The organism is Vibrio fortis (assembly GCF_000695685.1).
Taxonomy (GTDB): domain Bacteria; phylum Pseudomonadota; class Gammaproteobacteria; order Enterobacterales; family Vibrionaceae; genus Vibrio; species Vibrio fortis_A.
Genome location: NZ_JFFR01000002.1, coordinates 1017781 through 1043449 on the forward strand (window position 1 = coordinate 1017781; position 25669 = coordinate 1043449).

Consider the following 25669-nt stretch of genomic DNA (forward strand, 5'->3'; position numbering starts at 1 on the left):
TTAAATTCTAGACGCTGCTGCGTACTGCTTCAGTAGATCTGGTACATCTAAGATAAGAGCGATATGACCATCACTGGTGATCGTTGCTCCCGCCATACCTGGCGTGCCTTGTAGCAAATTATCTAGAGGTTTAATTACCACTTCTTCTTGGCCGATCAAAGTATCAACCACAAAGCCAACACGTTGACTTCCGAGTTGTACAATAACCACGTGACCATGGCCTTTACGTAACTCAACGATGCCTGCTTTCGGTGCTAGCCAATTCTGTAGATAGAATAGCGGGATCGATTTTTCACGAACGATGATCGTTAGCTGACCATCAACTACGTTTGTACGGCTAAGATCTAAGTGGAAGATCTCGTTTACTGATGCCAATGGCAGTGCGAATGGGTGACCAGCAACACCAACCATCAATGTCGGTAGAATTGCTAGCGTCAGTGGAACCTTGATTGTGATCTTAGTTCCCTTACCCATTTCTGAGTCGATATCGATAGAGCCGTTCAGAGTATTGATTGCAGTTTTAACTACATCCATACCTACACCACGGCCAGAGATATCTGAAATTTGTTCTTTACTTGAGAAGCCTGGAGCAAAAATCAGGTTAAAACACTCTTTGTTCGAAAGACGAGATGCAGCATCTTCATCCATCAAACCACGTTTCACCGCAATTGCACGAAGCTTATCTGGGTCCATACCGCCGCCATCATCAACGATAGCCAATTCGATATGATCACCCTCTTGAGAAGCAGACAGGATCACTTTACCAGTACGAGACTTACCAGCAGCAACACGTGCTTCAGGCATCTCAATACCATGGTCAACTGAGTTACGAACCAAGTGAATCAATGGATCCGCAAGAGCCTCTACTAGGTTCTTATCGAGATCGGTCTCTTCACCGCGCATCTCAAGTACAATGTCTTTCTTAAGGCTACGAGCCAAGTCACGTACAACGCGTGGGAAACGGCCAAACACTTTCTTAATTGGCTGCATGCGCGTCTTCATTACTGCACCTTGTAGGTCTGCAGTTACGACGTCTAAGTTAGAGACAGCTTTCGACATTTCTTCGTCGTTACTGTTCAAACCTAAGCTCACTAGGCGGTTACGTACCAGCACAAGCTCACCAACCATGTTCATGATGGTGTCTAGTGTTGAAGTATCAACACGTACCGTTGCTTCCGCTTGTTGCTTCTTAGCGGCAGGTGCTTTTGCTTCTGATTTAACAGGCGCTGGCGCTTTCACCGGTTCAGGGGTTTGTACCGCTGTAGGTGCAGCAACAGGCTGAGGCGCAGTTGCTACTGGAGCAGGATCTGGCTTCACTTCAGCTGGCTTGGTCGCTGCATCTAACTCTTCTGCTGATGGGCCATTACCTGAACCATGCAGTTGATCGAGCAGTTTTTCAAACTCTTCATCCGTCATCAGGTCGTCGCCATCTGCGCTTGCAGAAACTGAGGCGACTGGTGCTGCTGGCGGTGGAGGTGGTGGCGCTGCGCTCGCGTTAGACGGGCTGTTACCTGCACCATGTAATTCATCGAGCAGCTTTTCAAACTCATCGTCTGTAATGTCACCGCTATCTACCGCAGGTGCTGGCGCTGCTGGTGCAGGAGGCGGTGTCGCGTCTGCGGCTGCAGTTGGTGAACCACCCTTACCGTGCAGTTCATCTAGCAGTCTTTCGAATTCATCCTGAGAGATTTCATCGACTGATGATGCATTGATATTGGTATCAGCTGGTGCTGCAGGTTCCGTTGCAGCAACAGGTTCAATGACGGGTGCTGGCGCTTCAACTACAGGTGCAGGAGCAGCAACCTCATCTTCTGATTCTGGTTTACATAGGCGATGCAACTCATCCAGCAAAGATTGTTCTGCAGGCTCTAAAGGCTCTCGGTCTTGAACAGCTTGGAACTGTACGTTAACGGTATCCAGTGCTTGAAGCATGGTATCCATCAAACCTGCTGTTACGCTACGTTGGCCATTTCTTAGAATGTCGAACACATTCTCGGCGCCATGACAGGTATCAACCAGTTCAGTAAGTGCAAGGAAACCTGCACCACCCTTCACGGTATGGAAACCTCGGAAAATAGCATTTAGTAGATCTTTATCATCTGGGTTATTCTCAAGTTCTACTAACTGTTCAGAAAGTAGTTCAAGAATTTCGCCCGCTTCGACTAAAAAGTCCTGAAGAATGTCTTCGTCTAATTCGTAGCTCATACGTTACCTTTAAAATCCAAGACTGGATAACAAGTCATCGACTTCATCTTGAGATGCCACTGCGTCTGCTCGCTCTTCAGGGTTCATGATTGGCCCTTCAGGTGCGGTTGCCGCTTTCTTATCGGTCTCTTTATTTTGGCTAGTTTGATCCGCTCCAAATGCGGTTAGGATCTCTACTAAACGGCCTTCGACTTCATTTACAAGAGTGATAACTTTACCAATGATTTGGCCAGTTAAATCTTGGAAGTCTTGAGCCATCAAGATTTCAGTCAGTTGTCCGCGCAGTTCGGTGCTATCACCTTCTACCTGAACAAGTAATCCATCAATGCGGTGACATAAAGCTTTAAATTGTGCCAGCTCAATGCGGCCATGCATCAGTTCATTCCATTGAGGCCTTACTTGAAGTAAACACTCGTGTAGGTTGTCTGCGATTGGCATACAACGATCGACCGCGTCCATCGTTTTATTTGCTGCGACTTCCGTTTTATCAATGACATATTGAAGGCGATCCCGAGCGTCTGGGATTTCATCATTTGCGATAACACTAATGCGTTCATCGAAATTGAATTGTGTCAAAGAGTCATGGAGATCGCGGGTCAGAGAACCTATTTCTTGAAGCATTGGGTTGTCTTGAAGACCAACATTCTCTTCATACATGCTTCTAACAAGAGAATCAGCTTGTTGCTGCTCATCGTTTTCAAGCAGCTCTACTAATCTTTTTGCTTGTTCTAATGAAATCATCCTGAATTCGGCCTTACTCCGCATATACTACGACGCTTCAATCTATGGGAAAAACGGGAAACCAAAAAGTTAATGCTCCCCCAGAAGCGCCTAAATCTTTCTCTCTGAGGCTTATAAGCGCTCAAAAATCTTATCTAGTTTTTCTTTTAGCGTTGCAGCAGTGAAAGGCTTAACAATGTAACCATTAACACCCGCTTGCGCTGCTTCAATGATCTGCTCGCGTTTCGCTTCTGCAGTGATCATAAGTACAGGCAAGTGCTTCAGCTCAGCATCAGCACGGATGTGTTTCAGCAAGTCGATACCTTGCATTCCAGGCATGTTCCAGTCAGTTACCACGAAATCAAATTCGCCTTTTTTCAGCATAGGAAGTGCGGTTAGACCGTCATCTGCTTCTTGAGTGTTGTTGAAACCTAAGTCACGAAGTAGGTTTTTAACAATACGGCGCATCGTTGAAAAATCATCAACAATGAGAATTTTCATGTTTTTGTTCAAATTAGCCTCCACTGAATAAAAATCAGTGTTGTTAGTCGTTCTGTGTCCAGGCACTTAATTTAGTGCGCAGACGCTGCATAGATTGGCTCAATATCTGGCTGACACGAGATTCGCTGACACCTAATACTTCCCCAATCTCTTTTAAATTGAGTTCTTCGTCATAGTAAAGAGATAGGACTAAACCTTCTCTTTCTGGAAGTTGTTTTATTGAATCGATCAAAGCTTGTCGAAACGACTCATCAGCAACTCCCTGAAAAGGTAAGTTATCTTGAGAGTCTTCATTCGGAGATATTACATCATCTGAGACGCCTAAATCTTCGATTCCGACCAACTTTGAACAATTTATATCCGTTAAAGCGCTGTGATACTGCTCTAAAGTCAGCCCCATGTGCTTCGCGATTTCAGCATCGCTTGGATCTCGGTTCAAACTCGCTTCAAGTTCAGCAATCGCATTGCTGATTTCACGGTTGTTCTTATGAACCGACCTCGGCACCCAGTCGCCTCGTCGGATATCATCCAGCATTGCACCACGAATTCGAATACCAGCGTAAGTTTCAAAACTCGCGCCTTTTGAACCATCGTAGTTCTGCTGTGCTTCAATCAAGCCGATCATACCAGCTTGAATCAAGTCATCCACCAATACATTAGGCGGCAATCGCCCCAACAAGTGATGAGCGATACGTTTAACCAGCACAGAATACTTCTCGAAGAAGGCTTGCTGCCCATCGAGGTTTCCGCGTTGATTGTAGGTAAGCGCTTTATTCACCAAATGGTTCCTCTGCATATGTACTGCGATTTAACAGACGTTCCACGAAAAATTCCAAGTGACCACTTGGGGTTTTCGGAATCGGCCAAGTTAACGCTTTATTCGCCAATGAGCTAATTGCTAACGCAGCTGGAGAACGTGGGAACGCATCCACTACGATTTTCTGTCTCTTGACTGATTGACGTACTTTATCATCTAGAGGTATACATGCTACGAGTTCGAGGCTCACATTCAAGAAACGCTCTGTGACAAGCGTCAATTTTGCAAATAATTCTCGCCCTTCACGGTAACTTCTGACCATATTTGCGACAACTTTGAATCGCTGAACCTGATGTTCACGACTCAAAAGCTTAATCAAGGCATATGCATCAGTGATCGAAGTTGGTTCGTCACAGACGACCACAACAACGTCTTGTGCAGCTCTTGAGAAGCTCACAACCATGTCAGATATACCAGCTGCCGTATCGATTAACAAGACATCCATTTCGTCTTCTAGCGTACCAAACGCTCGAATCAGACCGGCGTGTTGCGCGTGCGATAGTTCGGTCATGCTCTGAGTGCCGGACGTCGCTGGAATAATCTTAATTCCGTGTGGACCTTCCACAATCGCGTCTTTTAGCTCGCACTCACCCGCCAATACGTGGCCTAGGTTTCGTTTAGAACGAATACCTAACATGATGTCTACGTTAGCCAGGCCTAAATCGGCATCCAGCACCATAACCTTCTTGCCCTGACGTGCCATACAGATAGCCAGTCCAAGAGTGACGTTAGATTTACCCACACCACCTTTACCACCAGTTACCGCAATAACTTTGGTCAAAGAAGGCTTTGTTAAGCGACGGAGGCCGCTAGCTTGGTCATGTATCATATTTTCAGTCATATTTATCCGCCGCCTAGAGTCCTTCAGAATCGCTATTCCAGTAGTGAGGTTCATTCTCTGTCGATTTCTCGAGTAGCTCATTCGCCTTAGCAATCATGTACTTCGGTTGAGCGATAACGATATCTTCAGGAACTCGTTGACCATTTGCGATGTACGCAACTGGTAATGCATTTTGTATTACTACACTGATGAACTCACCCAAACTTAACGATTCATCTAGCTTAGTTAGGATGCATCCCGACAGCGGGATTCTTCTAAAGTGTTCTATCGTCTCTTGCAGAACTTTGCGCTGCGCTGTAGCTGGCAACACCAAGTAGCTGTGAATTACGGAACCACTCTCTTGCATCAGTGTGTCTAACTGCTCAGACAGGCGAACATCTCTCTGTCCCATGCCTGCAGTATCAACCAGAATTAGGCGACGGTTACGCAGTTGATATATAACATCGGCCAATTCTTTAGAATCTTTAGCAACTCTTACGGGACAACCCATAATTCTTCCATATATTGAGAGTTGCTCATGTGCACCAATTCGATAGGTGTCGGTTGTAACGAGTGCAACATTGTCTGCACCGTACTCCATTGCAGCTCGAGCAGCGAGTTTCGCAACGGTTGTGGTTTTACCTACGCCAGTTGGCCCTAACAGAGCCACAACGCCACCACGTTTAAGAATATCTTTCTGGGTTACTGTGATCTGATCCGCCACCAGTGCTAACAGTGCTTTCCACGCTCGCGCAGGTTTGGTGTCTTCAGGGATATAACAAGCCATTTGGTCGGCAAGCTCTGGAGAAACACCCATACGTTCAAGTCGTTTGATCAGCATTGCACGTAGTGGTTCACGACGCTCTACCTCTTGCCACATCAGTCCTGAAACTTGATGTTCAAGCAGACGACGAATTGAGGTCATCTCTTCACGCATCGTTTCCATTTCAGAATCTGAGTTGCGTGACGACTCTGGCTCACGTCCACGATCGTAGCGAGTTGGGTCTAAGCGATGTGGTGGACGCTCAACACGACGATCTTCTGCAATTAATTTAGCAAGGCCTGACTCATGAGAAGAGAACGCTGAATCAACATTGTGCTTGTTACCCGATTGTCGGTTTAACAACGCAGATAACGAATCTTCGTTTTCCGCACGGTGTTGAGACTCTTCCTCTGCGCCATGGCTGTACTGCTTAAGCATATTCGCAAAGCGTTTCGTCATTGAACGGCCGCTCTCTGAGCTCGAACCGCCAATACTCACTTTGTCATCATCAAGCTGACGCTGACCCGATTTTGGTGCGGCCATTTGCGTATACTGACTCTGCGAAGGCTGAGGCTTGTTAAGTCGTGGCGCCGCTGCTGGTTGATTAGACTCACCATCAATAGCTGCAACGATTTCAACGCCACCTGCGACCTTTTTGTTAGACATGATCACAGCATCGGAACCAAGTTCTTCTTTCACTTGGAGCAACGCTGTTCGCATATCTTTTGCAAAAAATCGTTTAATTTTCAATTCAATAGTCCGTTCTAATTACGCGGATTAGTTTCCAACAGCTTGTACGATTCGGATCTGCTTCTCATCTGGGATCTCTTGGTAAGAGAGGACTCGTAAGCTTGGGATCGTGTTCTTAACAAACTTGGCTAATGTTGATCGCAATACACCAGAAGTAAGCAGTACCGCTGGTTCTCCTTTAAGCTCTTGCTCTTGGGTTGCCTGACTCAGTGACGTCTGTAGACGCTCTGCCAAACCAGGTTCAATTCCTGCAGATTCACCACCGGATGCCTGCATTGTTTGATGCAAGATTTGTTCCAGCTCAGGAATTAGTGTTATCACAGGCAGCTCAGGCTCTATCCCATTGATTTCCTGAACAATTAGTCGTTTCAGAGAGATACGAACTGCAGCTGTAAGAATGTCAGGTTCTTGACTCTTGCCCGAATACTCCGCCAAAGTTTGTACGATAGTGCGCACATCTCGAATCGGAATCGCTTCATTAAGCAAGTTCTGAAGCACTTTAACCACCACACCCAATTGCAGTTGGTCTGGTACAAAGCCTTCCACCAGCTTAGGTGCAGAGCGGCTGAGCATCTCCAATAGATTTTGAACTTCTTCATGACCAAGCAGTTGTGATGCGTTATTGGTTAACAACTGGCTCAGGTGAGTCGCCAATACTGTTGATGAATCTACGACGGTGTAACCCAGAGCTTGCGCATGTTCACGCTGCTCTTCACGGATCCATACTGCTTCTAGGCCAAACGCTGGGTCAATGGTTGGTTCACCATCGATCATGCCATAGACCTGGCCAGGGTTAATCGCCAGTTCCATATCCGGTTTGATCTCAGCCTCACCAACTGCCACACCCATAAGAGTAATTCGATAGCTGTTAGGGGTAAGTTCGAGGTTGTCACGAATATGAACCGCTGGAATAAGGAAGCCAAAGTCTTGAGACAGTTTTTTACGTACACCTTTAACGCGTTCAAGCAGCTCACCGCCTTGGTCTTTGTCAACCAAAGGAATCAGACGATAGCCCACTTCAAGGCCGATAGTATCAACAGGCTGAACATCATCCCACGATAGCTCTTTTTGCGCTGGTGCTTCGCCACCTGGCTCCATCGCAGCAGGCAGTTTTGGTTCTTTGGCCTTTTGTTTCTGCTTTTTATCAATGAAATACGCGCCAGCTCCTGCAGCTATCGCTAGAGTCAAAAACGCAAAGTGAGGCATACCCGGTACAATACCCATCACACCAAGGATCGCCGCGGTGATCATCAGAGCTTTCGGATTGTCGAACATCTGGAACACCAGTTGTTGCCCCATGTCTTCATCGGTGTTCTGACGAGTTACCATCATTGCAGCTGCAATCGAAAGTAATAGCGATGGAATCTGTGCAACCAAGCCATCACCAATGGTTAGCAGGGTGTAGATCTCGATCGCTTCGCCAAAGCCCAGGCCGAACTGCGCCATACCGATGCTCAAACCACCGATAATATTGATAAACAGAATCAAGATACCGGCAATGGCATCACCTTTAACGAATTTTGACGCACCATCCATTGAGCCGTAGAAATCAGCTTCTTTGGTCACTTCAAAGCGACGAGTACGCGCTTGCTCTTGGTCAATCAAGCCCGCATTCAAGTCGGCATCGATTGCCATCTGTTTACCTGGCAATGCATCCAAGGTAAAACGTGCACTTACTTCTGAAATACGGCCTGCACCTTTGGTTACAACCATGAAGTTAATGATCATCAAGATTAAGAAGACCACCAGACCGACAGCGTAGTTACCACCAATTACCACATTACCAAATGCCTCGATAACGTTACCGGCCGCATCTCCCCCTTCATGACCATAAAGAAGAACCACACGCGTTGATGCGACGTTCAAAGCCAAGCGCAATAGTGTGGCGATAAGCAGTACCGTAGGGAAAGCAGCAAAGTCGAGAGGTCGTCGGGTATATACCGTTACCAATAACACCACCATTGCCAATGCGATGTTAAAGGTGAAAAACATATCCAGTAGGAAAGCAGGGATCGGTAAGATCACCATAGCGAGCGTCGCCAAGACCATCACTGGCGCACCTACAGCTGGCATCGCGCGGTTTGGTAGCTTGGGTAGCTTATCCGAGAAAGGTAAGGAGAATTTCATAAATCAGGACTGCATCGCTATCTTTGATGCCACTGCGAAATACAGCGACATCAGGGTTATCAAATCAGCATTGGTATAGCAAACACCATACCAGTGTCGAGTCGTCAATTTATCGACACTGCATCATGACGACATTGATTTTCGTAAACCGTCATTATCCGCATTCACTCGACTCAGCTCAAGTATTTGATCTAATGACGTAACTCAGGTGGGATCGGCATATTAGATTGTTGCAGTTTCGGGCGTTCACCGCCACGTTTACGGTACTGCTTAAGCTGGAAAACATACGCAAGCACTTGCGCCACCGCCGTAAATAAGCCGTCAGGAATTTGTTGTTCAAGCTCTGTTGTATGATACAAAGCACGCGCAAGAGGCGGTGCAGGTACGATATAGATGTCGTGTTCACGTGCAACTTCACGTATCTTCATCGCCATATGGTCAACGCCCTTAGCGACAACAACGGGCGCCTTGTCTTGGTCTTGTTTATAACGCAGCGCAACTGAGAAGTGTTCTGGGTTGGTGACGATAACATCGGCTTGTGGAACGTCCGCCATCATACGACGCTGCGCAGCTTCACGTTGAAGCATACGAATACGCCCTTTTACTTCAGGCTTACCTTCCGTATCCTTGTACTCATCTTTCACTTCTTGCTTGGTCATCTTCAGCTGATCAGCGTGTTGCCAAATTTGAAATGGAATATCGATAGCCACCACAATTAACAAAGAGCAACTGATCAATAGGATGAAATTAAGCAGAATATCGAGCGCGTGAAAGATGTTTTGTGGATAGACATCCATACTCAGCTGCATTAGGTCGCCTTGTGAGGCTTGAATCAAATAGATAGCCATACCCGACACTAATGCCACTTTGAGGATCGACTTAATCAACTCTACCCAGCTCTGCATGCCAAACATTCGTTTAATACCACTGAGTGGATTCAACTTAGATGCCTTAGGCATTGCTGCCTGCATTGAAAAGCTGATCCCGCCGACACCAGCAGCACCAATAACGGCAGCAACAAACAGAGTAACCAGAATGAGAAGCAGCGGAAACAGTAAATTGACCATAGCACCACCCGCTATTTCTAGCAATTTAGTAGTGTCAAAGATCTCTTCACGACTGAGAGAAAACAGACGTTGCATCGCTTCGAACAGTGCTTTGGCCATAGATTCACCAAACCACATTAAAGCAACGGCTCCGATAATTAGTACTGACGCTGACGCGAGCTCTTTTGACCTTGCAACCTGCCCTTTCTCTTTGGCCTGTTGCAAGCGTCTGGGCGTGGCCTCTTCTGTGCGTTCTTGACCGTCTGACTCTGCCAATTCAGCCTCCTGCTATTAACTAGGGTCTATTGACCTAACAATCCAACCGGATCAAGCGACAAATTTGCTGTTCGCCTTGCATCCAGAATAGTTCATAGTGACCGTATAGGCCGCCCAAGATGTACCAACATAATAGCAAACCAACCAACAACGCAAACGCGAAACCGAGCGAGAAGATATTCAATTGTGGCGCGGCACGCGTCATTACACCAAACGACAGGTTAATCGTAAGTAGCGCAATAATGCCGGAGAGTGACATCGCCAACGCCGTTTTGAACATAATTCCAAGCCACAGAGCTAACTCTCTAAAATCAACAGCAGTCAGTGAACCACTTCCAATAGGTAGAGTTTTAAAGCTAAACACCACCAGTTGTAGCATCTTCAGATGGCCGTCGGTGACCAAGAAAAACATGGTCGCGAGGAACATAAACAGTTGACCAAGAACTGGAGTGTTTTGTCCGTTGGCCGGGTCAACCATCGAGGCGAAGCCCAAGCTCGATTGCATACCGAGAATCTGACCCAGCATTACGAATGTCTGAATCATAAACTGGGTCACAATCCCCATCGCAATACCAATTAACACCTGCTCAAACAGAGTCAAAAAGCCCTTAAACGAGAGCAGTTCAATATCTTGAGGTACCGCAGGAATGGCTGGCATCACTGCAAAAGTAATCGCGAGACCAAGATAGAGGCGAATTCGAGGTGAAACAAAGCGCGCCCCGGTTACCGTCATCACCATCAACATTGATGAGATGCGAGTATAAGGCCAAAAATAGTTAGCTAACCAATCGAGAACAACGGACGCCGGGTATTCCATAGGCGTCAATACAAGACTTGTGGCAGACGCTCAATGAGTTCGAAAAAGAACTCCATCATCATCTGCGTCATCCAGTGCGCAAACAGCATCAGAGCCAAAAGCGTCACAATCAGACGGGGTAAGAAACTCAAGGTCTGCTCGTTAATTGAAGTCGCGGCTTGGAAAATTGCCACAACCAGACCAATTAACAAACTCGGGATGATGATGGCACATACCATGATGAGTACCATCCAAAGTGCATCCCTAAATAACTCGACAAATATCTCTGGATTCATGTTTCCCCCAGCTACAAGGCAAAACTGCCGGCGAGGGTGGAGAGTATCAAGTTCCAGCCATCAACCAATACAAACAACATAAGCTTGAATGGTAGCGATACGATCATTGGCGATAGCATCATCATACCCATTGCCATCAATACCGAGGCGACAACAAGGTCGATGATCAAAAATGGTAAGAACAACATAAAGCCAATCTGGAATGCCGTCTTAAGCTCAGAGGTGATAAACGCAGGAATCAGAATCGCCATCGATACATCTTCTGGGTTTTGCACTTCAGCGCCTGAGATCTGCACGAAGGTCTCTAAGTCTTTAATTCGAGTCTGCTTTAGCATAAAGGCTTTGATCGGCTCCTGAGCCACGTCAAACGCCTGTCGAGCGGAGATCTGTTCATTCAAGTATGGCTGAACGGCTTGTTCATTTACCTGATTGATCACCGGAGACATGATAAAGAAGGTCAAAAAGATAGCGATACCAATAATCACTTGGTTAGATGGCGTCTGTTGCAGACCCATCGCCTGACGCAAGATAGACATCACGACTACGATACGCGTAAACGACGTCATCAAGATAACCATAGCCGGCAAGAAGCCCAGCATGGTCATTAGCGCCAGAATCTGAAGGTTAATCGAGTAGTCTTCGCCACCTTCATCATTGGTGGTCATGGTAAAGGCAGGAATGCCTCCACCGCTACCAGTGAGGCTACCTGTGGTAATGGTTTGAGCTGACGCTTGGTCCTGCTGCATTGTGCTGACCGTAACGGACTCAGATCCTGCGATGTTTGCTGGAATTGGTCCATCTTCGGCTTGCGCCATTGCAGATTGGCTCAACAATAGCGACACCATCAGCATGAGAGTGATACATACTGATGTCAGAGCTGAAGTGAAATTATGACTCGTTGAGTGAGTAAATCCGTTACTTATTGGCATCTTTCTTCATTAGCTGAGAGAGTTGATTTGAAAAGGTATTTTTTTCCAACATCTCTTTTGATAAAGGCTCTTCAAGCTTTGAGATTAGCTGAATCGATTGGCTGGTAATGCCAACCAAGAACTGCTCTTCTCCCGCTTGAACAATCGCGATACGCTCTTTAGTGCCTACCGGAATCTGGCGAATAATCGACAAACCTTGCTGGTTGGTCATCGCAGGTACTTGCATACGCTTAAGAAGCCAAGCAAGAAATAAAATGAAGCCTATAACCAAAATTAGCGACCCAAATGTGGTCGCTAAATCGAGGTCTGGCGCGGCAGCAAATGCATAAGAAGGGGCCATGATTAACCCCATAACCAGCGCTTGAATCCGCACTGCCATTAACGCAACTTCTTAATACGTTCTGTCTGGCTGATTACGTCGGTCAAACGAATACCAAACTTGTCATTGACCACAACCACTTCGCCATGGGCAATCAAGGTTCCGTTAACCATCACATCCAAAGATTCGCCCGCGATACGGTCAAGTTCAACTACTGAACCTTGGTTTAATTGCAGCAAGTTACGGATACTGATTTGCGAACGACCGACTTCCATAGAAATAGTCACCGGAATATCCATGATGGTGTCGAGCTTACGACGCTCATCTTCAGAGATTGGCGAGGAAGAATCAGTCAACTCATCCAGTGGTGCCGCTAACACGTCGTCCACATCAATCGAAGGTGCCGACGGATCTTCACCAAGTGCGGCAGCCCATTCGTCTGCCAACTTTTGATCTTCACTAGGTTCCATTACCAAATCCTATTTTCGTACTTATTATTCGTTGTCTTCATCATTCTCAAGTTCAGACATCAAGTCTTTACCCAAGAACGCAAGGTCTGTTTTAACCACGTGTGGTCGTTCAATCTTCTCTGATATCTGTACGGCCAGCTTCTCTCCAGAGCGCCCCATTTTCACACGATATGTTGGGAGCTCTTCAACAAACATGGTCGCATGTTCTGGCATATCCATTGGGATGACATCACCCGGACGTAGCTCCATTAGGTCACGTAGCGAGATATCTTGCTCAAGAAGGTTTACACGGAAGTTAACCGGCACATCCATGATCTCATCGCGCAGAGCAGTGCTCCAACGCACATCGGTTTCCATCTTATCTGACTGAACACCGGCATCGAGCAATTCACGGATTGGCTCCACCATGGAGTACGGCATAACAACGTGGAAATCACCACCGCCGCCATCGACTTCAATATGGAATGAGCTCACAACGATCACCTCAGTTGGGCTCACGATGTTTGCCATGCTTGGGTTTACTTCTGAATCTAGATATTCAAACTCAACGCCCATCACTGGAGACCACGCTTCTTTGTAGTCTTCAAACACTATTTTAAGCAGCAGTTGGATGATACGACGCTCAGTCGGGGTAAATTCACGACCTTCAATCTTGGCGTGGAATCGGCCATCACCACCGAAGAAGTTCTCTACCAGAATGAATACTAGACGTGCTTCCATGGTGATCAGCGCCGTACCTTTCAGCGGTCTGAAGCGCACCATGTTAAGACTGGTCGGTACGTACAACGTATTTTGGTATTCACCAAACTTCATCATTTGTACGCCGTTAATCGAGACTTCTGCCGTTTTTCTCAACATATTAAACAAGCTGATGCGCATGTGACGCGCAAAACGCTCGTTAATAAGCTCGAGGGTCGGCATTCGACCACGGACGATTCGATCTTGAGAGGAGAAATCAAAGTTGACGGCATTATCCGACTCAGTCTCTAAGACTTCTTCTACCTCTTCAACATCATCTACGCCGTGTAACAGCGCATCAATTTCGTCTTGGCTTAATAAATCGGTCACAGATTACCTACTGAATCACAAAGTCAGTGAATAACACTTTTTCAATAACAGGTTGTCCAACGGCCTGAGTCAGGCTCGCCTTGATATCTTCTGTCGCTTTATCTCGTAGCTCGATGCGCCCTGTTGGTGAGCGTAGCTGGTCTACAGTCGCAGAGGCAAACGTAGCCAGTAGAGTACTTTCAACCAATGGAGAGTGGTAACGAGCAAGCTCTTCATTCTTGCTGCCTCGCACCATTAATTGCGCTTTAATCTGAACCAGACGATCCTTTTTATCTCCAGAGACATTAAATAGGAACGGCTGTGGAATATTGACATAAGCGACAGGTTCAGCTGCAGTCACTGGCGCCTGCGCTTCGGTTTCGGCTTCCGCTGTGCTGTCGTCAGAGCCCATTAAGAAAAATGCTGCGCCACCACCACCTAGTAGCAACACGACTACGGCAATAATAATGATCAGTAATTTACTTTTGCCTTTGGGTGCTTCTTGTTCTTCTGCCATGCTTGTCTCTAATTCTTCGTTAAAACCATCTAACTGTCTGATGTGCACCTAATATTAGGCGTAATAACTAATTCCATCACGCTTTGACGTGACATTCAATTCAAGATTGCTGCTGCTATCAAGGTTTTCGTCACCTTGTCCATCATTTGCACTTCCTGAGCCTGATTGTCCACCACCTTCACCGCTGTTGTAGCGATCTTGTCCTTGCCCAGTACTTTGTTGCTGCACCGATGAATCAGCAAGCTGCATACCTTGCTGAGCAAGCATCTCACGTAGCCTTGGTAATGTCTGCTCAATCACGTCACGAGCTTGCTGGTTGGTCACGGTAAAGTGAACATTTGCCACATCATTGTTCATTGTCATGCGGATCTTTAACTGCCCAAGCTCCGGCGGGTCCAGTCGGATATCCAGATTCTTCAAATTCTTAGACATCATCATTTGAACTTTTTCTGCCACTTGCTCATTGGCGAGTTCTTTGGTCAGCTGAAGTGGTGCTTGCTGCGCAGCTTGAATTTCTGCTCGCGTCGGTGTTGAACCGACTGGTGTTGTCCCTTGTGCACCGGCCGCTGATGCTATTTGCTGAGCAAAACTGCTCTCTTTGCTGTCATCTTTGCCTGTTGTTCGCCCCAAACCTGCCAGCGCTGCAGCTTCTGCACCCACTTTTAGAATTGCATCCTTGGAAGCAGCCTTAGCGGCTAACATCTCTGTGCCCATCGGATTAGCCGCAACATTGTGTGCAGCGGCAAGGTTAAGATCTACCGATGATGCCTGAGCTGAAACGGATGCTGACGCTGCATTAGATGCTTGTTGGGCTGCCGCTTGCTGAGCCTGTTGCATTTGAACCGTTTGAGCTTGGTTTGACTGAGCTAGCGCTGCTTGAGCTTTATCTGCTGCCACATTCTGTTGCATTGCATGCTGAGTGGCACCTGCTGCAACTGCCGCTGTTGCAGCCCACTCTTCGAGGTTATCCGTTGCAACTTCTGACGATTCAACAGGTGTATCCCAATTGATCGTTGTAGGAGCTTGGCTATACAGTTGACTCGCCTGACCAACTAACTGCGTACGCTGCTGTTGAAGCACAACTAGCTCAGACGACGCTTTTGCTAAAGTGGCCTTTTCGGCGTCAGAAAGATCCTCGCCACTTAACTGTTTGGTCTCTAGTTCATTAACAACCACTTCAGTGGCTTCAATCTGGGTATTTAATTGATTGATGGCTTGAGTATGCATTTCTACTTCAGCCGCCAATTCCAACTCAGCTTGCGTCAACGGTTGTGACGATTGAGAAAGCTGAGAAGCAGAGTTCATAGCGCTTTGCTCAGCTTTTACTAACTGTTCGAGCTGCTGTGGTGTCACACCTTGCTGCATCAACTGTTGCACTTGTGCTTGGTCGAGTTGAGACACAGGTACACCGTTAGTCATCATGGCTACTTTTTGTTCCAGTGCAACCAACTGTTGTGGCGCTAGAGCATCAGTCGTATTCACTTTGGACACGGCATCCGTTTGTAAAACTGCTTCACCACTGACCGCACCAACTGAAACACCAGCATTCATCATTGCCATATTCTGAGGCTGTTGAGCCGCCGCCGACACACCAGCTGGAGTAATAGGACCAGTATTAGACGCCAAGTCAGCCTTGATCGCTTGCGACGACTGAGCATTGAAGCCTGCCACCGGTGTGGCTGCTGCTTGAGGCAAAGCTTTGCCGTTTGTTGGTGCTTGTAAGGTTTTATTTGCCTCATCCAACTGACCGAGCAGTTTATTGCCTTCACTCATTGCTGCCGATGCCTTACTTGCATCCGCCGAGTTTGGATCAATTTGTTTTAGCTCTGACGTATTCGCTTGAGCTGGTTGAGGCTTGTCTGTCTCCACTGAAGGTTTTGATTGCGACTCAACACCTTGCGTTTTTTGAGCAGCAGAAATACCTTCGACAGGTGCCTGCTCTTTCGCTGAAGCAGCTGTAGATTCATCCGATTTCTGCGCACCACTCTCACTAGCCGCAGCCTTATTGGAGTCAGCCGCTTTACTCTCTGTTATTTGCTTACCGTCAGTGGTTGCTGGTTTATCGCCGCTCTCGCCTTTTAAAAGTGCATCTTCACTCTGTGACGCTGTTTTTGAACTGGTCGCTTGCTCGTCGCCATCGACCTTCTTCACTGTATCCGCCACTTTCTCAGACTTTTCAGCATCACCCGAGTCAGAGGCCACTTTCTCTACATCGCCTGACTCACTAGTTTTGCTCGCTTTACTTGGCTCAGCCTTTACCTCTTCACCTAGACCCAGTGCGTCTTTGAGGGAAGCGAAGAAACCTTTAGATTCACCGCCCTCACTCGTTTGCGCTGAAGATCCGCTTGGCTCCAGCAATGAAGTGGCTTTGCTAGTGACTGAATTTGAAGAAGGACTAACATTCATATGTACAAGCTCTATCTAATCGCTTTGACGCCAAGATACTTGGAACGGCAAAAAGAAAGTGAAGCTCCGAGTCCTAAAGACTCAAGAGCGTAATAACAGAACTAATGAAGCAAAAAACATGCCTGAGAGAACAATACTGTGAGAAAGGTCAATAAAGTGTGAGATTGAGGGAAAAACTAGCGACGTTGTCGGCTGTATAACAGGGTCGAAAACTCATCCATCTGTTTCTGCTCACGTTGGTCTTGCAGCTTCGCTTTTTCTTTCTGCTTCTTTTCCATTAACCATTCGTATGACTTACGCTGTTTGCGTAGCTCCATCCAATACTCTTGGCAGTTATCAACCTGGCTCTTGAAGTGCCCTTCTGCCTCTTTTTGTTTGGATAGCGTGTCATCTAATTGAGTAAGAAATCGATTCAGGTGTCCATATTGGCTCGCTGTTAGCCCAGCTTTACCGCGGTCGACTAATTGCTGACAATAATCCAAACGGTATTTTTCAATCTGCGCGACTTGTTCGTAATAACCTTGCAGCTCAGCATTGGCTTTGTTGAGTGCCAACACCGCCTGATTCTCTTTCTCTTTTGCTTGCTCTAGCAAGAATTCAAGTGCGTTATCCATCAGCAAACACTCTGCTTATTAAACACCGTCATATCATTAAACGTCATCACCGAACTAACCTCCCAACACGTGTTTCAACATATTGACACACATATCGTAAGGTACAGTCTCTTTCATTTTCTGCTGCAGATACTCATCAAGTTTCGGCTTAAGCGTAAACGCACTATCAATCGCTGGATCCGTCCCCGGCTTGTAGGCACCGATAGAGACCAAATCTTGGTTCTTACGACAAATCGACAGTACCTGTCTTACCGCTTTCGACATCAGAACATGCTCTTCTGACGTGATTTGTGGCATAACACGACTCACCGACTTCTCTACATCAATCGCAGGATAGTGACCGGCATCAGCCATTTCACGCGACAATACAACGTGACCATCCAGAATCGCACGCGACGCATCGGCAATCGGATCTTGGAGATCATCTCCTTCGGTCAAAACCGTGAAGAATGCGGTTATTGAGCCTTGCTCGTCACTGCCATTACCAGCGCGTTCAACCAACGCAGGCAATTTAGCGAACACCGATGGCGGATAACCTTTGGTGGCTGGCGGCTCCCCCACAGAAAGGGCAATCTCACGCTGAGCTTGCGCAAAACGGGTCAGTGAATCCATCAACAGCAGAACATCAAGGCCTTGGTCACGGAAGTACTCTGCCACTGTAAGCGCCGTTTGACAGCCCTTAAGTCGCATCAAAGGTGAGGCATCTGCAGGTGCAGCTACGACAACCGAGCGTTTACGGCCATCCTCGCCAAGGATCTCTTCAATGAACTCTTTAACTTCTCGTCCACGCTCACCAATCAGACCCACGACCACCACTTGAGCGGTTGTACCTCGAGTCATCATTCCAAGTGTCACCGATTTACCAACACCAGAACCTGCAAACAGGCCAATACGTTGACCTTTGCCTACGGTAAGAAGGCCGTTAATCGCTTTTAGGCCAACATCCAAAGGCTCAGAGATAGGTTTACGAGCCAATGGGTTGATCGGCTCGGCATTAAACGAGGCGCGATTTTCAGTATAAAGCGGGCCTAACCCATCTAATGGGTTACCCACACCGTCAATCACGCGACCAAGCAGTTCCATACCAACTGGAATACCACTCTCACTGGTCATTGGTGTAACGCGAGCACCGGGCAAGATGCCTGTGATTTGCTCGCTCGGCATTAAGAAAAGATTGTCTCCAGAAAAGCCGACTACCTCAGCTTCCATATGTCCGGACATGGTTTCGACTAGACAAAGACTACCGATCGGCGCCTTACACCCTGTCGCTTCCAAAGTAAGTCCAACTACACGGATAAGTTTGCCCGAGGCGATCGGGCGAGATTTAAGACCGTCGACCTTGTACTGGCCAAGGCGTTCTGCAAGCGCTAACACTATTCGTTACCTTGATGACGATTCACGCCACAAAAATTTTGAATAACCTGACGCACACGATCTTCCATACGGTAGTTCACGCTCGATTCACCCGCTTCGATCTGAACATCACCGCGATTCAACGCAGGCTCAGCTACAAGCGTCCAGTTGCGACAATCCAATTCTGTTTCACCATAGGCAGAACGAATGATTGTGACATCTTCAGGGTGCAACTTAAGTGTGATCGCGTGGCCTGAGATAGGTAGAGACTCGACTGACTCTTTCACGGTATCAAGAATAATCTGAGGATTGGTCTGCACTTCAACATGCACCACCTCTTTAACCATGGTCAGCACCATATCGACGAGCTGTTTTTCAACCTGAGCATTCATCAGCTCTAAAGGTTGAGCAAATTGGTTGGCAAGTCCCATAAAAATTGCGACTTGCTGCTGAATATACTCTTGCCCAGCAGTCACACCTTCAAGCTTACCCGCTTCGGTACCTTCCGCATGACCTGCAGCAAAGCCTTCTTCTTTGCCTTTTTCATAGCCTTGCTTGAAGCCCGCTTCTTGACCTTGATGCAGCCCCTCTTGATAGGCACCTTGCTTAATTAGCTCGATCTGCTCTTCGGTCAGCACCAACTCTTCGTCTTCAATCGCTTCTTCTACGGTTGGCATCCAGCTTGGGTCGTAGTTGAAAGCCGTCTCTTTCGCTTGTTGGTGCGTATCAGACGTATAATCAGGCAGCCCCCACTTTTGAGGTTCCGCTACCGTGTTGTCCTCATCGGGACGGAAAAAGCCGCGCTTTCTATCACCTGACATAATAAATACCTATCAAATAGACCAAGAGTCTACATAACCATACTTCAATCCATAGAGTTTAGAGCTCAATGGGCAGTTGAGAAGCGAGCAAGAACAAACCGTTCTAGCACACCGTTTACGTAAACGAAAAATAACAATGAAATCGATAAAGAAAAGCCCCATCAGTGTGGGGCTTAGTCGTTTCTAACTTATAGGAACTCGTCGGCACCACCAGACAGCATAATCTCACCGCTGTCGGCCATTTTCCTCGCAATGCCCAAGATCTCTTTCTGAGCAGCTTCAACATCCGATACTTTCACTGGCGGCATCGCCTCGATATCGTCTCTCATCATATCGGCAGCACGTTTAGACATGTTCTTGAAGATCTTCTCGCGTAGACCTTCATCAGCGCCTTTAAGTGCTTTCTGAAGAACGTCTTGTGGTACATCACGCAGCAACTTCTGAACACCTTGGTCGTCGACTTCGATAAGGTTCTCGAATACGAACATAAGGTCTTGAATCTGGGTTGCCATGTCTTCGTCTTGGTCGCGGATTTGATCCATCAACACGCCCTCGACGTTGTTGTCCATGTAGTTCATGATCTCTGCCGCTGCCTTCAGGCCGCCAATCTTGGCCGCTTGAGCACCAGCTTGACCCGCAAACTGTTTCTCCATGATTTCGTTCAGCTCAGCCAGTGCTGACGGTTGAACTTCTTCAAGGTTCGCAATACGCATCATCAGATCTAAGCGAACACGCTCAGGGAACTGCGACAAGATCTCTGCCGACTGATCCGCCTCAAGGTACGAAAGCACGATAGTTTGGATCTGCGGGTGCTCATTGATAATGATGCTCGCAACCTGACGAGGATCCATCCACTTCAATGAATCCAAGCCTTTCGAGCCGGTACCCAGAAGGATTTGGTCAACAAGGTTATTCGCTTTATCTTCACCCAGAGCAGCCACCAGCGCATTACGCATAAAGTCTTCGCTACCCATACCGATATTAGTGTACTTCTGAATATCGTCTAGGAAAGCACGGTGCACTGCGCCTACTTTCTCTTGAGAAAGGTCAGCTGCACGCGCCATCGCACTACCCACACGCTGAACCTGTTTTGGTTCAAGGTGTCGGATAATACCCGCAGCATCTTCTTCGTTAAGACTTAACAACAAGATCGCTGCGCGTTCGTCACCAGAAATTGATGCGATATCGACGTTCGCAACTTCTGCCACTTCTCCACCTTCACCTTGTGGAACAATTTCGTTAGCCATCTGCCATCCAATTCTTAACTACTTGAGCCGCTAGCTCTGGTTCATTTGCTACCAGAGCACGTACTGCTTTCAACACATCTTCATCTTTATGAAGGTTTGGTAAGTCAATGCTTGAGCCAAACTCGAACAGTTCCCCACCTTCAATATCGCTGCCAATCAGGCTAGTCTCGCCATCGGCACCAATCGGTAGTCCATCAGGGCCGTATGCTTGATCATCAGTGTCTTCAGCTGGGTTAAGCAGTTTCTTCATAGCTGGGCGAACCAGTACAAGAACGACGACAATGATGACGAGTGCACTTGCAAACCAACGAACCCAATCGTTGAAGTTCGGGTGTTCCCAAATAGGCACATCTGGCAACACATCAGTCACTTGCGGTGCAAATTGAACGCTCAATACATTCAACAAATCACCACGGCCTTCATCAAAACCAACCGTACCAATCAGAACTTGTCTGATCGCATTAATCTCTGTTTCACTCAGTGGTGTGTGAACCACTTCACCGGTATCTGGGTTCACAGACTGACGGTTTTTAATCGCGACTGAAACCGTTTGACGGTTAACCGTGCCGCTCTGCTTACGTTCATGGCTGATGGTAGTATCAAGTTCAAAGTTGCGTGTTGCTTCTTTATGAACCGAGCCTTGCCCCATTAGCGAGCCATCTTTCATTTGCGCGACATCTTGTGGAATCGATGCATCCACCGGCGGTTGGTTACTCAAAGCACCCGGTACACCTGCCACGGTATTACCGTTGTTGTAATCTTCTAGCGTGTACTCACTGCGCGTTGCAGGAGTATTTGGGTCAAAACGCTTACGAGTCTGCTCGACAGCACTGAAATCAAGCTGAATGTCTACTTGCGCTGTGTAGTTGCCGAAACCAAGAATTGGAATCAATACAGAGTCAATCTTTTCACGAAGTGCCTGCTCTTGATTACGCTCTAATTCATGCTCTTTACGGCGAGCCGCTGAAGCAGGGTCTTGAGAACCAGAGCTCAATAGACGACCATGTTGGTCGGTCACTGTAATTCGTGACGTTTTCATCCCAGGGACAGCACTAGCGACCATGTCCACAACAGAGTCTACTTCTTGTTGCTTGAGATTGGTCCCCGTTTTAAGCGTCAAAAATACGGAAGCTGAAGCTTCTTGATTATGACGAACAAACACACTCTGTTTTGGTAGCGCCAACAAAACTTGTGCCTTACGCACCTGTTTCATCTGTTCGATCGCTTTCGCTAGCTGACGCTCACGGCTTAACTTTAAACGCTCTTGTTCAAGACGTTGAGATACACCAAAGCCCATATCCTGCATTAGGATATCGTCACCTGCGTTTTTCTCTTGATTCAGACCGGCACGCACCATGTCCAGCTTCAGTGAGTTATATTCGCTGGCTGGAACCGAAATGGTATTGCCTTCTAATGAGTATTGAATCTTTTGTTGATCAAGGTAATCAAGCACTGGGATCAGTTCTTCAGTCTCATACGCACCTAACGGACGCATTTCTGGCTCTTTCACCCAGAAAAACAGCATCACGATTAATGCGACACATATAGAAATCGAAAGAACAAGTACAACCTGACGGAGGAGATCAAGATCACCTACCGCCATATCGAACTTCGATGAACTACGCTCACCTAGATCTGGATTTTGCCCTTCGTTATCTACGTCAGCCCCTGCAACGAGTGCATGGTCATTCGCATCACTAACGGCTAAATCTGTTGTTTGACTATTTTCTGCCACTATCTACTACCTAACACTATACCGGCATATTCATCAGCTCTTTGTACGACTCAACCAGTTTGTTCCTGATCTGAATCGTCGCTTCAAAAGCCACACTAGATTTATTTCGAGCAATCATTACGTCGGAGAGAGAGACACTCTCATCACCGCTATCAAAACGCGTTTGAAGATCTCCTGAGGTTTTCTGTAACGAGTTCACGTTATTGATGGCTTGCGTCAACATATTGCCGAAATCTGCACCAACCGTTTGTCCAGTCGCCGCCGGACGCGTGTTTGCAGCTTCGACCATCATTGCCTGCATCTCGCCTTGTAAACCATCTATTCTCATTTACTACCTCAGAGTCAAAATTATGACTTTCTTTGTTGCTGTACTATTGATAGAGCAATTAATGTGCCACTGTCTATAAAAAGACAGTGGCAGAGTGATTAAATATCGTACTCTATGTCCACATTCAATGCAGGATTAATCGTATCTTAGTTTGGGATATCTATCCCAGCATCACGCATTTTCGCCAATTTATAGCGTAGAGTACGCGGGCTAATGCCCAATTTCTCGGCCATATCTTTACGACGACCATTACAAGCGATCAGCGTCTCGAGAATAATAGCGTACTCTTGATCACGCAGTTCGTTGCCCAATCCTTCGCCAGCAGAGGAGACTTTAGTAACAGGGTTGGCTTCGGCGATTGGTTTAACATCTGGCGTTGCTACATCGTTACCTTCAACAATTTGCTGTAGGCCACTGGCATCTTGCCAATCTACACCTTCAAGCAAAATATGCTCTCCGGAGATGTTAGCTTGTTCGCTCAATATTAGCGCACGCTGTACAACATTGTCTAATTCTCGTACATTTCCTGGCCATGGGTAGCTCACCAGTTTGCCGATTGCATCAGCCGAAATCGTTGGTACAGGCATCCCCAGCTTGGTGCAGTGACGCTCAATTAGATGCTTAGCTAGTGGCTCAATATCTCCCTTGCGTTCACACAGTGGTGGCCAAGAGATTGGGAATACATTGAGTCGGTAATACAAGTCTTCACGGAAATTGCCTTCCGAGACATACTGTTTTAAATCACGGTTACTGGTTGCCAACACACGTACGTCGAGCTTAATGCTCTTACGGCTACCAAGGCGTTCTACCTCGCGCTCCTGCAGTACACGTAACAGTTTCGCCTGAAGATTAAGATCCATCTCACTGATCTCATCCAGCAAAATTGTACCACCCTGTGCCTGTTCAAACTTACCCGGACACGCTTGGATCGCACCAGTGAAGGCACCTTTTTCATATCCAAACAGAGTTGCTTCAAGCATATTGTCAGGAATCGCAGCACAGTTAATCGCAACGAATGGGCCATCTTTACGGTTAGAAGCGTTATGGATATAGCGCGACATCACCTCTTTACCCGAACCGCTTGGACCTAGAACCATCACATTGGCATCGGTTTTAGCGACCTTGTCAGCCAACATTAATAACTTAAGGCTCTTCTCATCGGCAACCACAGCATCGCCGTTATCGTCAGACTTAACCGGTGCATAGCGGCTCACCATATTTAGAAGGACTTCTGGTGCGAATGGCTTAGCCATGTAATCAATCGCGCCTTCTTTCATCGCGGCAACGGCATCTTCAATGTTGGCGTAAGCTGTCATCAATAGCACTGGCAGATTCGGCCAGTTCTGTTTGATATTTCTTAATAGGGCTAATCCGCCCATGCCCGCCATCTGAACATCGGATACGACGATATCAACGGAGTTAGACTTTAACTTGACCAGAGCATCTTCCGCGCAGTCCGCTTCTAGCCATTCGTAGCCAGCGAGCGCGAGCGTATCGACCAAGGCTTCACGTAGACCTTCATCATCTTCTACGATTAACACTTTGCTTTGAGCCATGTGATTCTCCAGTGTAAATTCAGTTAAAACTTAAATACTTTCAGCAGTAGAGGCGCGTTCTAGTGGTAAGCACATCGTAAAGCATGCACCGTCGCCCTCTTCTGATATTAATTCTAATCGCCCTTCATGAGCGCGGCACACCATCTGTACCACAGCCAAACCAAGACCTGTGCCTTGAGAGCGCGTAGTGAAAAACGGCTCCATGATCTTTCCTTGCAGCTCTTTCGGTACACCAGGGCCACTGTCTTGAACCGAGATCTTAAGCTCGCCGTTCACCGGTCGGAAAAACACATCGATTTGCGACTCTTTACCCGCAATCTGGACGGCATTGAGAACCAAGTTACTCAAAGCAGAGGCGATAGCGTTGGCATTACCAAACATTTGCGTCTCTTCACCTTCGACTTCTTGGAAATAATCGATGTTGTTGGTCTTGAGTGCCGTCTCGACCATCGGCTGATATTCAGCGATCAACTCTGACACCGTAAATGGCTTCACGACTTTGTTATCACCACCTTTAGCGAACAACAGCATATCATTAACCTGCTTCTCAAGGTCATGCAGTCTATCCATAAGCTTAGTTTGAAAGCGCGTTTTTGTGGCAGGTGGCAAGTTTGGCGCAGCTAAATTAGAAGCATAGAGCATCGCACTGGACAATGGTGTACGAACTTGGTGCGCCAAAGAGGCGACCATTCTTCCTAGTGAAGAGAGTCTTTGAAGATCACTCACACGCGATTGAAGCAGTCGAGTTTCTGTCAGATCGGTAATCAAGATCAACTGACCAGTGGCTGATGCTGAGATCGCCAAACGAACTTTACGTCCATTTTTCAGTGAGATTTCGTGGCCATCATCGTCTTTGGGATCAAATGCACTCTGTATCACTGAGAACCACTTCTCTCCCACCAGTTCAACACCTAATATGCGGTGGGCTTCAGGGTTAGCTTCTCTAACTTCACCTTGAGTATCCAACAAGATAACGCCAGCAGGCATCACATCGAGTACTTGCTTGTACCGCTCAACTTGCTGCTCAACAGAGTCTAGGTGTGATTGGTTTTCTGGTTGGTCAGATGCGTGCATATAAAAAATTGGCCTCAAATACTAGAATAGCCTGACATGCACCACACACATCAGGCTATTCGCTATATTTATCACATAGTTAAGCCGTCAACAACTCGGCTATCTCTGATTAAAAGGTAGATCAGGGTTCTCCATG

At 47.1% G+C, this 25669-nt stretch carries 24 protein-coding genes; all 24 read right to left on the minus strand.

Annotated features, from left to right (window positions below; translation table 11 throughout):
• Positions 1–2205, minus strand: a complete 2205-nt coding sequence (locus tag VFDL14_RS18220) for a chemotaxis protein CheA (protein WP_032549645.1) — start codon at positions 2203–2205, stop codon at positions 1–3.
• A gap of 9 nt (positions 2206–2214) precedes the next feature.
• Positions 2215–2946, minus strand: coding sequence for a protein phosphatase CheZ (locus VFDL14_RS18215; RefSeq protein WP_032549646.1), 732 nt, complete (start codon positions 2944–2946; stop codon positions 2215–2217).
• A gap of 111 nt (positions 2947–3057) precedes the next feature.
• Positions 3058–3426 (minus strand): chemotaxis response regulator CheY, encoded by a 369-nt coding sequence (cheY, locus tag VFDL14_RS18210; protein WP_008218307.1) that lies wholly within the window; start codon positions 3424–3426, stop codon positions 3058–3060.
• A gap of 43 nt (positions 3427–3469) precedes the next feature.
• Positions 3470–4204, minus strand: coding sequence for an RNA polymerase sigma factor FliA (locus tag VFDL14_RS0122955; protein WP_032549647.1), 735 nt, complete (start codon positions 4202–4204; stop codon positions 3470–3472).
• Positions 4197–5084: a MinD/ParA family protein gene (locus tag VFDL14_RS18205; RefSeq protein ID WP_032549648.1), complete on the minus strand. Its 888-nt coding sequence runs from the start codon at positions 5082–5084 to the stop codon at positions 4197–4199. The genes VFDL14_RS0122955 and VFDL14_RS18205 overlap by 8 nt, the downstream gene beginning before the upstream one ends.
• A gap of 13 nt (positions 5085–5097) precedes the next feature.
• A complete protein-coding gene (flhF, locus tag VFDL14_RS18200) occupies positions 5098–6576 on the minus strand; it encodes a flagellar biosynthesis protein FlhF (protein ID WP_032549649.1) in 1479 nt (492 codons plus the stop codon).
• A gap of 27 nt (positions 6577–6603) precedes the next feature.
• Positions 6604–8703: a flagellar biosynthesis protein FlhA gene (flhA, locus tag VFDL14_RS18195; protein ID WP_032549650.1), complete on the minus strand. Its 2100-nt coding sequence runs from the start codon at positions 8701–8703 to the stop codon at positions 6604–6606.
• A gap of 191 nt (positions 8704–8894) precedes the next feature.
• Entirely contained in the window at positions 8895–10025 is a 1131-nt protein-coding gene (gene flhB, locus VFDL14_RS18190) for a flagellar biosynthesis protein FlhB (RefSeq protein WP_032549651.1), read from the minus strand.
• Positions 10026–10059: 34 nt separating this feature from the next.
• Complete coding sequence (gene fliR / locus VFDL14_RS18185; RefSeq protein ID WP_032549653.1) at positions 10060–10842, minus strand: flagellar biosynthetic protein FliR; 783 nt, start codon at positions 10840–10842, stop codon at positions 10060–10062.
• Positions 10843–10847: 5 nt separating this feature from the next.
• Positions 10848–11117, minus strand: coding sequence for a flagellar biosynthesis protein FliQ (fliQ, locus tag VFDL14_RS18180; RefSeq protein ID WP_004739854.1), 270 nt, complete (start codon positions 11115–11117; stop codon positions 10848–10850).
• Between the two features lie 11 nt (positions 11118–11128).
• Positions 11129–11968, minus strand: coding sequence for a flagellar type III secretion system pore protein FliP (gene fliP / locus VFDL14_RS18175; protein WP_032549756.1), 840 nt, complete (start codon positions 11966–11968; stop codon positions 11129–11131).
• Between the two features lie 64 nt (positions 11969–12032).
• Positions 12033–12425: a flagellar biosynthetic protein FliO gene (fliO, locus tag VFDL14_RS18170; RefSeq protein ID WP_032549654.1), complete on the minus strand. Its 393-nt coding sequence runs from the start codon at positions 12423–12425 to the stop codon at positions 12033–12035.
• Positions 12425–12835 (minus strand): flagellar motor switch protein FliN, encoded by a 411-nt coding sequence (gene fliN, locus VFDL14_RS18165; protein WP_004739851.1) that lies wholly within the window; start codon positions 12833–12835, stop codon positions 12425–12427. Before fliN ends, fliO begins: the two co-directional genes overlap by 1 nt.
• 24 nt (positions 12836–12859) lie before the next feature.
• Positions 12860–13903: a flagellar motor switch protein FliM gene (gene fliM, locus VFDL14_RS18160; protein ID WP_032549655.1), complete on the minus strand. Its 1044-nt coding sequence runs from the start codon at positions 13901–13903 to the stop codon at positions 12860–12862.
• 7 nt (positions 13904–13910) lie between these two features.
• Positions 13911–14399 carry a flagellar basal body-associated protein FliL gene (gene fliL, locus VFDL14_RS18155; RefSeq protein ID WP_032549757.1) on the minus strand — a complete coding sequence of 163 codons (489 nt, stop codon included), beginning with the start codon at positions 14397–14399 and terminating at the stop codon, positions 13911–13913.
• 54 nt (positions 14400–14453) lie between these two features.
• The gene (locus VFDL14_RS18150; RefSeq protein WP_032549656.1) at positions 14454–16805 is read right to left on the minus strand and encodes a flagellar hook-length control protein FliK; all 2352 of its coding nucleotides are present in this window, start codon (positions 16803–16805) and stop codon (positions 14454–14456) included.
• Positions 16806–16981: 176 nt separating this feature from the next.
• Complete coding sequence (fliJ, locus tag VFDL14_RS18145; protein WP_032549657.1) at positions 16982–17419, minus strand: flagellar export protein FliJ; 438 nt, start codon at positions 17417–17419, stop codon at positions 16982–16984.
• A 54-nt stretch (positions 17420–17473) separates the two neighbouring features.
• On the minus strand, positions 17474–18793 hold the full coding sequence (fliI, locus tag VFDL14_RS18140) for a flagellar protein export ATPase FliI (RefSeq protein WP_032549658.1): 1320 nt from the start codon (positions 18791–18793) through the stop codon (positions 17474–17476).
• Positions 18793–19593, minus strand: coding sequence for a flagellar assembly protein FliH (fliH, locus tag VFDL14_RS18135; protein ID WP_032549660.1), 801 nt, complete (start codon positions 19591–19593; stop codon positions 18793–18795). The genes fliI and fliH overlap by 1 nt, the downstream gene beginning before the upstream one ends.
• 188 nt (positions 19594–19781) lie before the next feature.
• Complete coding sequence (fliG, locus tag VFDL14_RS18130) at positions 19782–20840, minus strand: flagellar motor switch protein FliG (RefSeq protein WP_032549661.1); 1059 nt, start codon at positions 20838–20840, stop codon at positions 19782–19784.
• Positions 20833–22575, minus strand: a complete 1743-nt coding sequence (fliF, locus tag VFDL14_RS18125) for a flagellar basal-body MS-ring/collar protein FliF (protein ID WP_032549662.1) — start codon at positions 22573–22575, stop codon at positions 20833–20835. Before fliF ends, fliG begins: the two co-directional genes overlap by 8 nt.
• Positions 22576–22591: 16 nt before the next feature.
• Positions 22592–22903, minus strand: a complete 312-nt coding sequence (gene fliE, locus VFDL14_RS18120) for a flagellar hook-basal body complex protein FliE (RefSeq protein WP_032549664.1) — start codon at positions 22901–22903, stop codon at positions 22592–22594.
• A gap of 146 nt (positions 22904–23049) precedes the next feature.
• The gene (locus VFDL14_RS18115) at positions 23050–24459 is read right to left on the minus strand and encodes a sigma-54-dependent transcriptional regulator (RefSeq protein ID WP_032549666.1); all 1410 of its coding nucleotides are present in this window, start codon (positions 24457–24459) and stop codon (positions 23050–23052) included.
• Between the two features lie 30 nt (positions 24460–24489).
• Positions 24490–25533, minus strand: coding sequence for a sensor histidine kinase (locus VFDL14_RS18110; RefSeq protein ID WP_032549668.1), 1044 nt, complete (start codon positions 25531–25533; stop codon positions 24490–24492).
• Between the last annotated feature and the right edge of the window lie 136 nt (positions 25534–25669).

Bases quoted from the DNA above. Each gene is read 5' to 3' on its own strand.
- VFDL14_RS18220 (WP_032549645.1), bottom strand. From the start codon at position 2,205: ATGAGCTACGAATTAGACGAAGACATTCTTCAGGACTTTTTAGTCGAA.
- VFDL14_RS18215 (WP_032549646.1), bottom strand. From the start codon at position 2,946: ATGATTTCATTAGAACAAGCAAAAAGATTAGTAGAGCTGCTTGAAAAC.
- cheY (WP_008218307.1), bottom strand. From the start codon at position 3,426: ATGAAAATTCTCATTGTTGATGATTTTTCAACGATGCGCCGTATTGTT.
- VFDL14_RS18205 (WP_032549648.1), bottom strand. From the start codon at position 5,084: ATGACTGAAAATATGATACATGACCAAGCTAGCGGCCTCCGTCGCTTA.
- flhA (WP_032549650.1), bottom strand. From the start codon at position 8,703: ATGAAATTCTCCTTACCTTTCTCGGATAAGCTACCCAAGCTACCAAAC.
- fliR (WP_032549653.1), bottom strand. From the start codon at position 10,842: ATGGAATACCCGGCGTCCGTTGTTCTCGATTGGTTAGCTAACTATTTT.
- fliQ (WP_004739854.1), bottom strand. From the start codon at position 11,117: ATGAATCCAGAGATATTTGTCGAGTTATTTAGGGATGCACTTTGGATG.
- fliP (WP_032549756.1), bottom strand. From the start codon at position 11,968: ATGCTGATGGTGTCGCTATTGTTGAGCCAATCTGCAATGGCGCAAGCC.
- fliO (WP_032549654.1), bottom strand. From the start codon at position 12,425: ATGGCAGTGCGGATTCAAGCGCTGGTTATGGGGTTAATCATGGCCCCT.
- fliN (WP_004739851.1), bottom strand. From the start codon at position 12,835: ATGGAACCTAGTGAAGATCAAAAGTTGGCAGACGAATGGGCTGCCGCA.
- fliL (WP_032549757.1), bottom strand. From the start codon at position 14,399: ATGGCAGAAGAACAAGAAGCACCCAAAGGCAAAAGTAAATTACTGATC.
- VFDL14_RS18150 (WP_032549656.1), bottom strand. From the start codon at position 16,805: ATGAATGTTAGTCCTTCTTCAAATTCAGTCACTAGCAAAGCCACTTCA.
- fliJ (WP_032549657.1), bottom strand. From the start codon at position 17,419: ATGGATAACGCACTTGAATTCTTGCTAGAGCAAGCAAAAGAGAAAGAG.
- fliH (WP_032549660.1), bottom strand. From the start codon at position 19,593: ATGTCAGGTGATAGAAAGCGCGGCTTTTTCCGTCCCGATGAGGACAAC.
- fliG (WP_032549661.1), bottom strand. From the start codon at position 20,840: ATGGCTAACGAAATTGTTCCACAAGGTGAAGGTGGAGAAGTGGCAGAA.
- fliE (WP_032549664.1), bottom strand. From the start codon at position 22,903: ATGAGAATAGATGGTTTACAAGGCGAGATGCAGGCAATGATGGTCGAA.
- VFDL14_RS18115 (WP_032549666.1), bottom strand. From the start codon at position 24,459: ATGGCTCAAAGCAAAGTGTTAATCGTAGAAGATGATGAAGGTCTACGT.
- VFDL14_RS18110 (WP_032549668.1), bottom strand. From the start codon at position 25,533: ATGCACGCATCTGACCAACCAGAAAACCAATCACACCTAGACTCTGTT.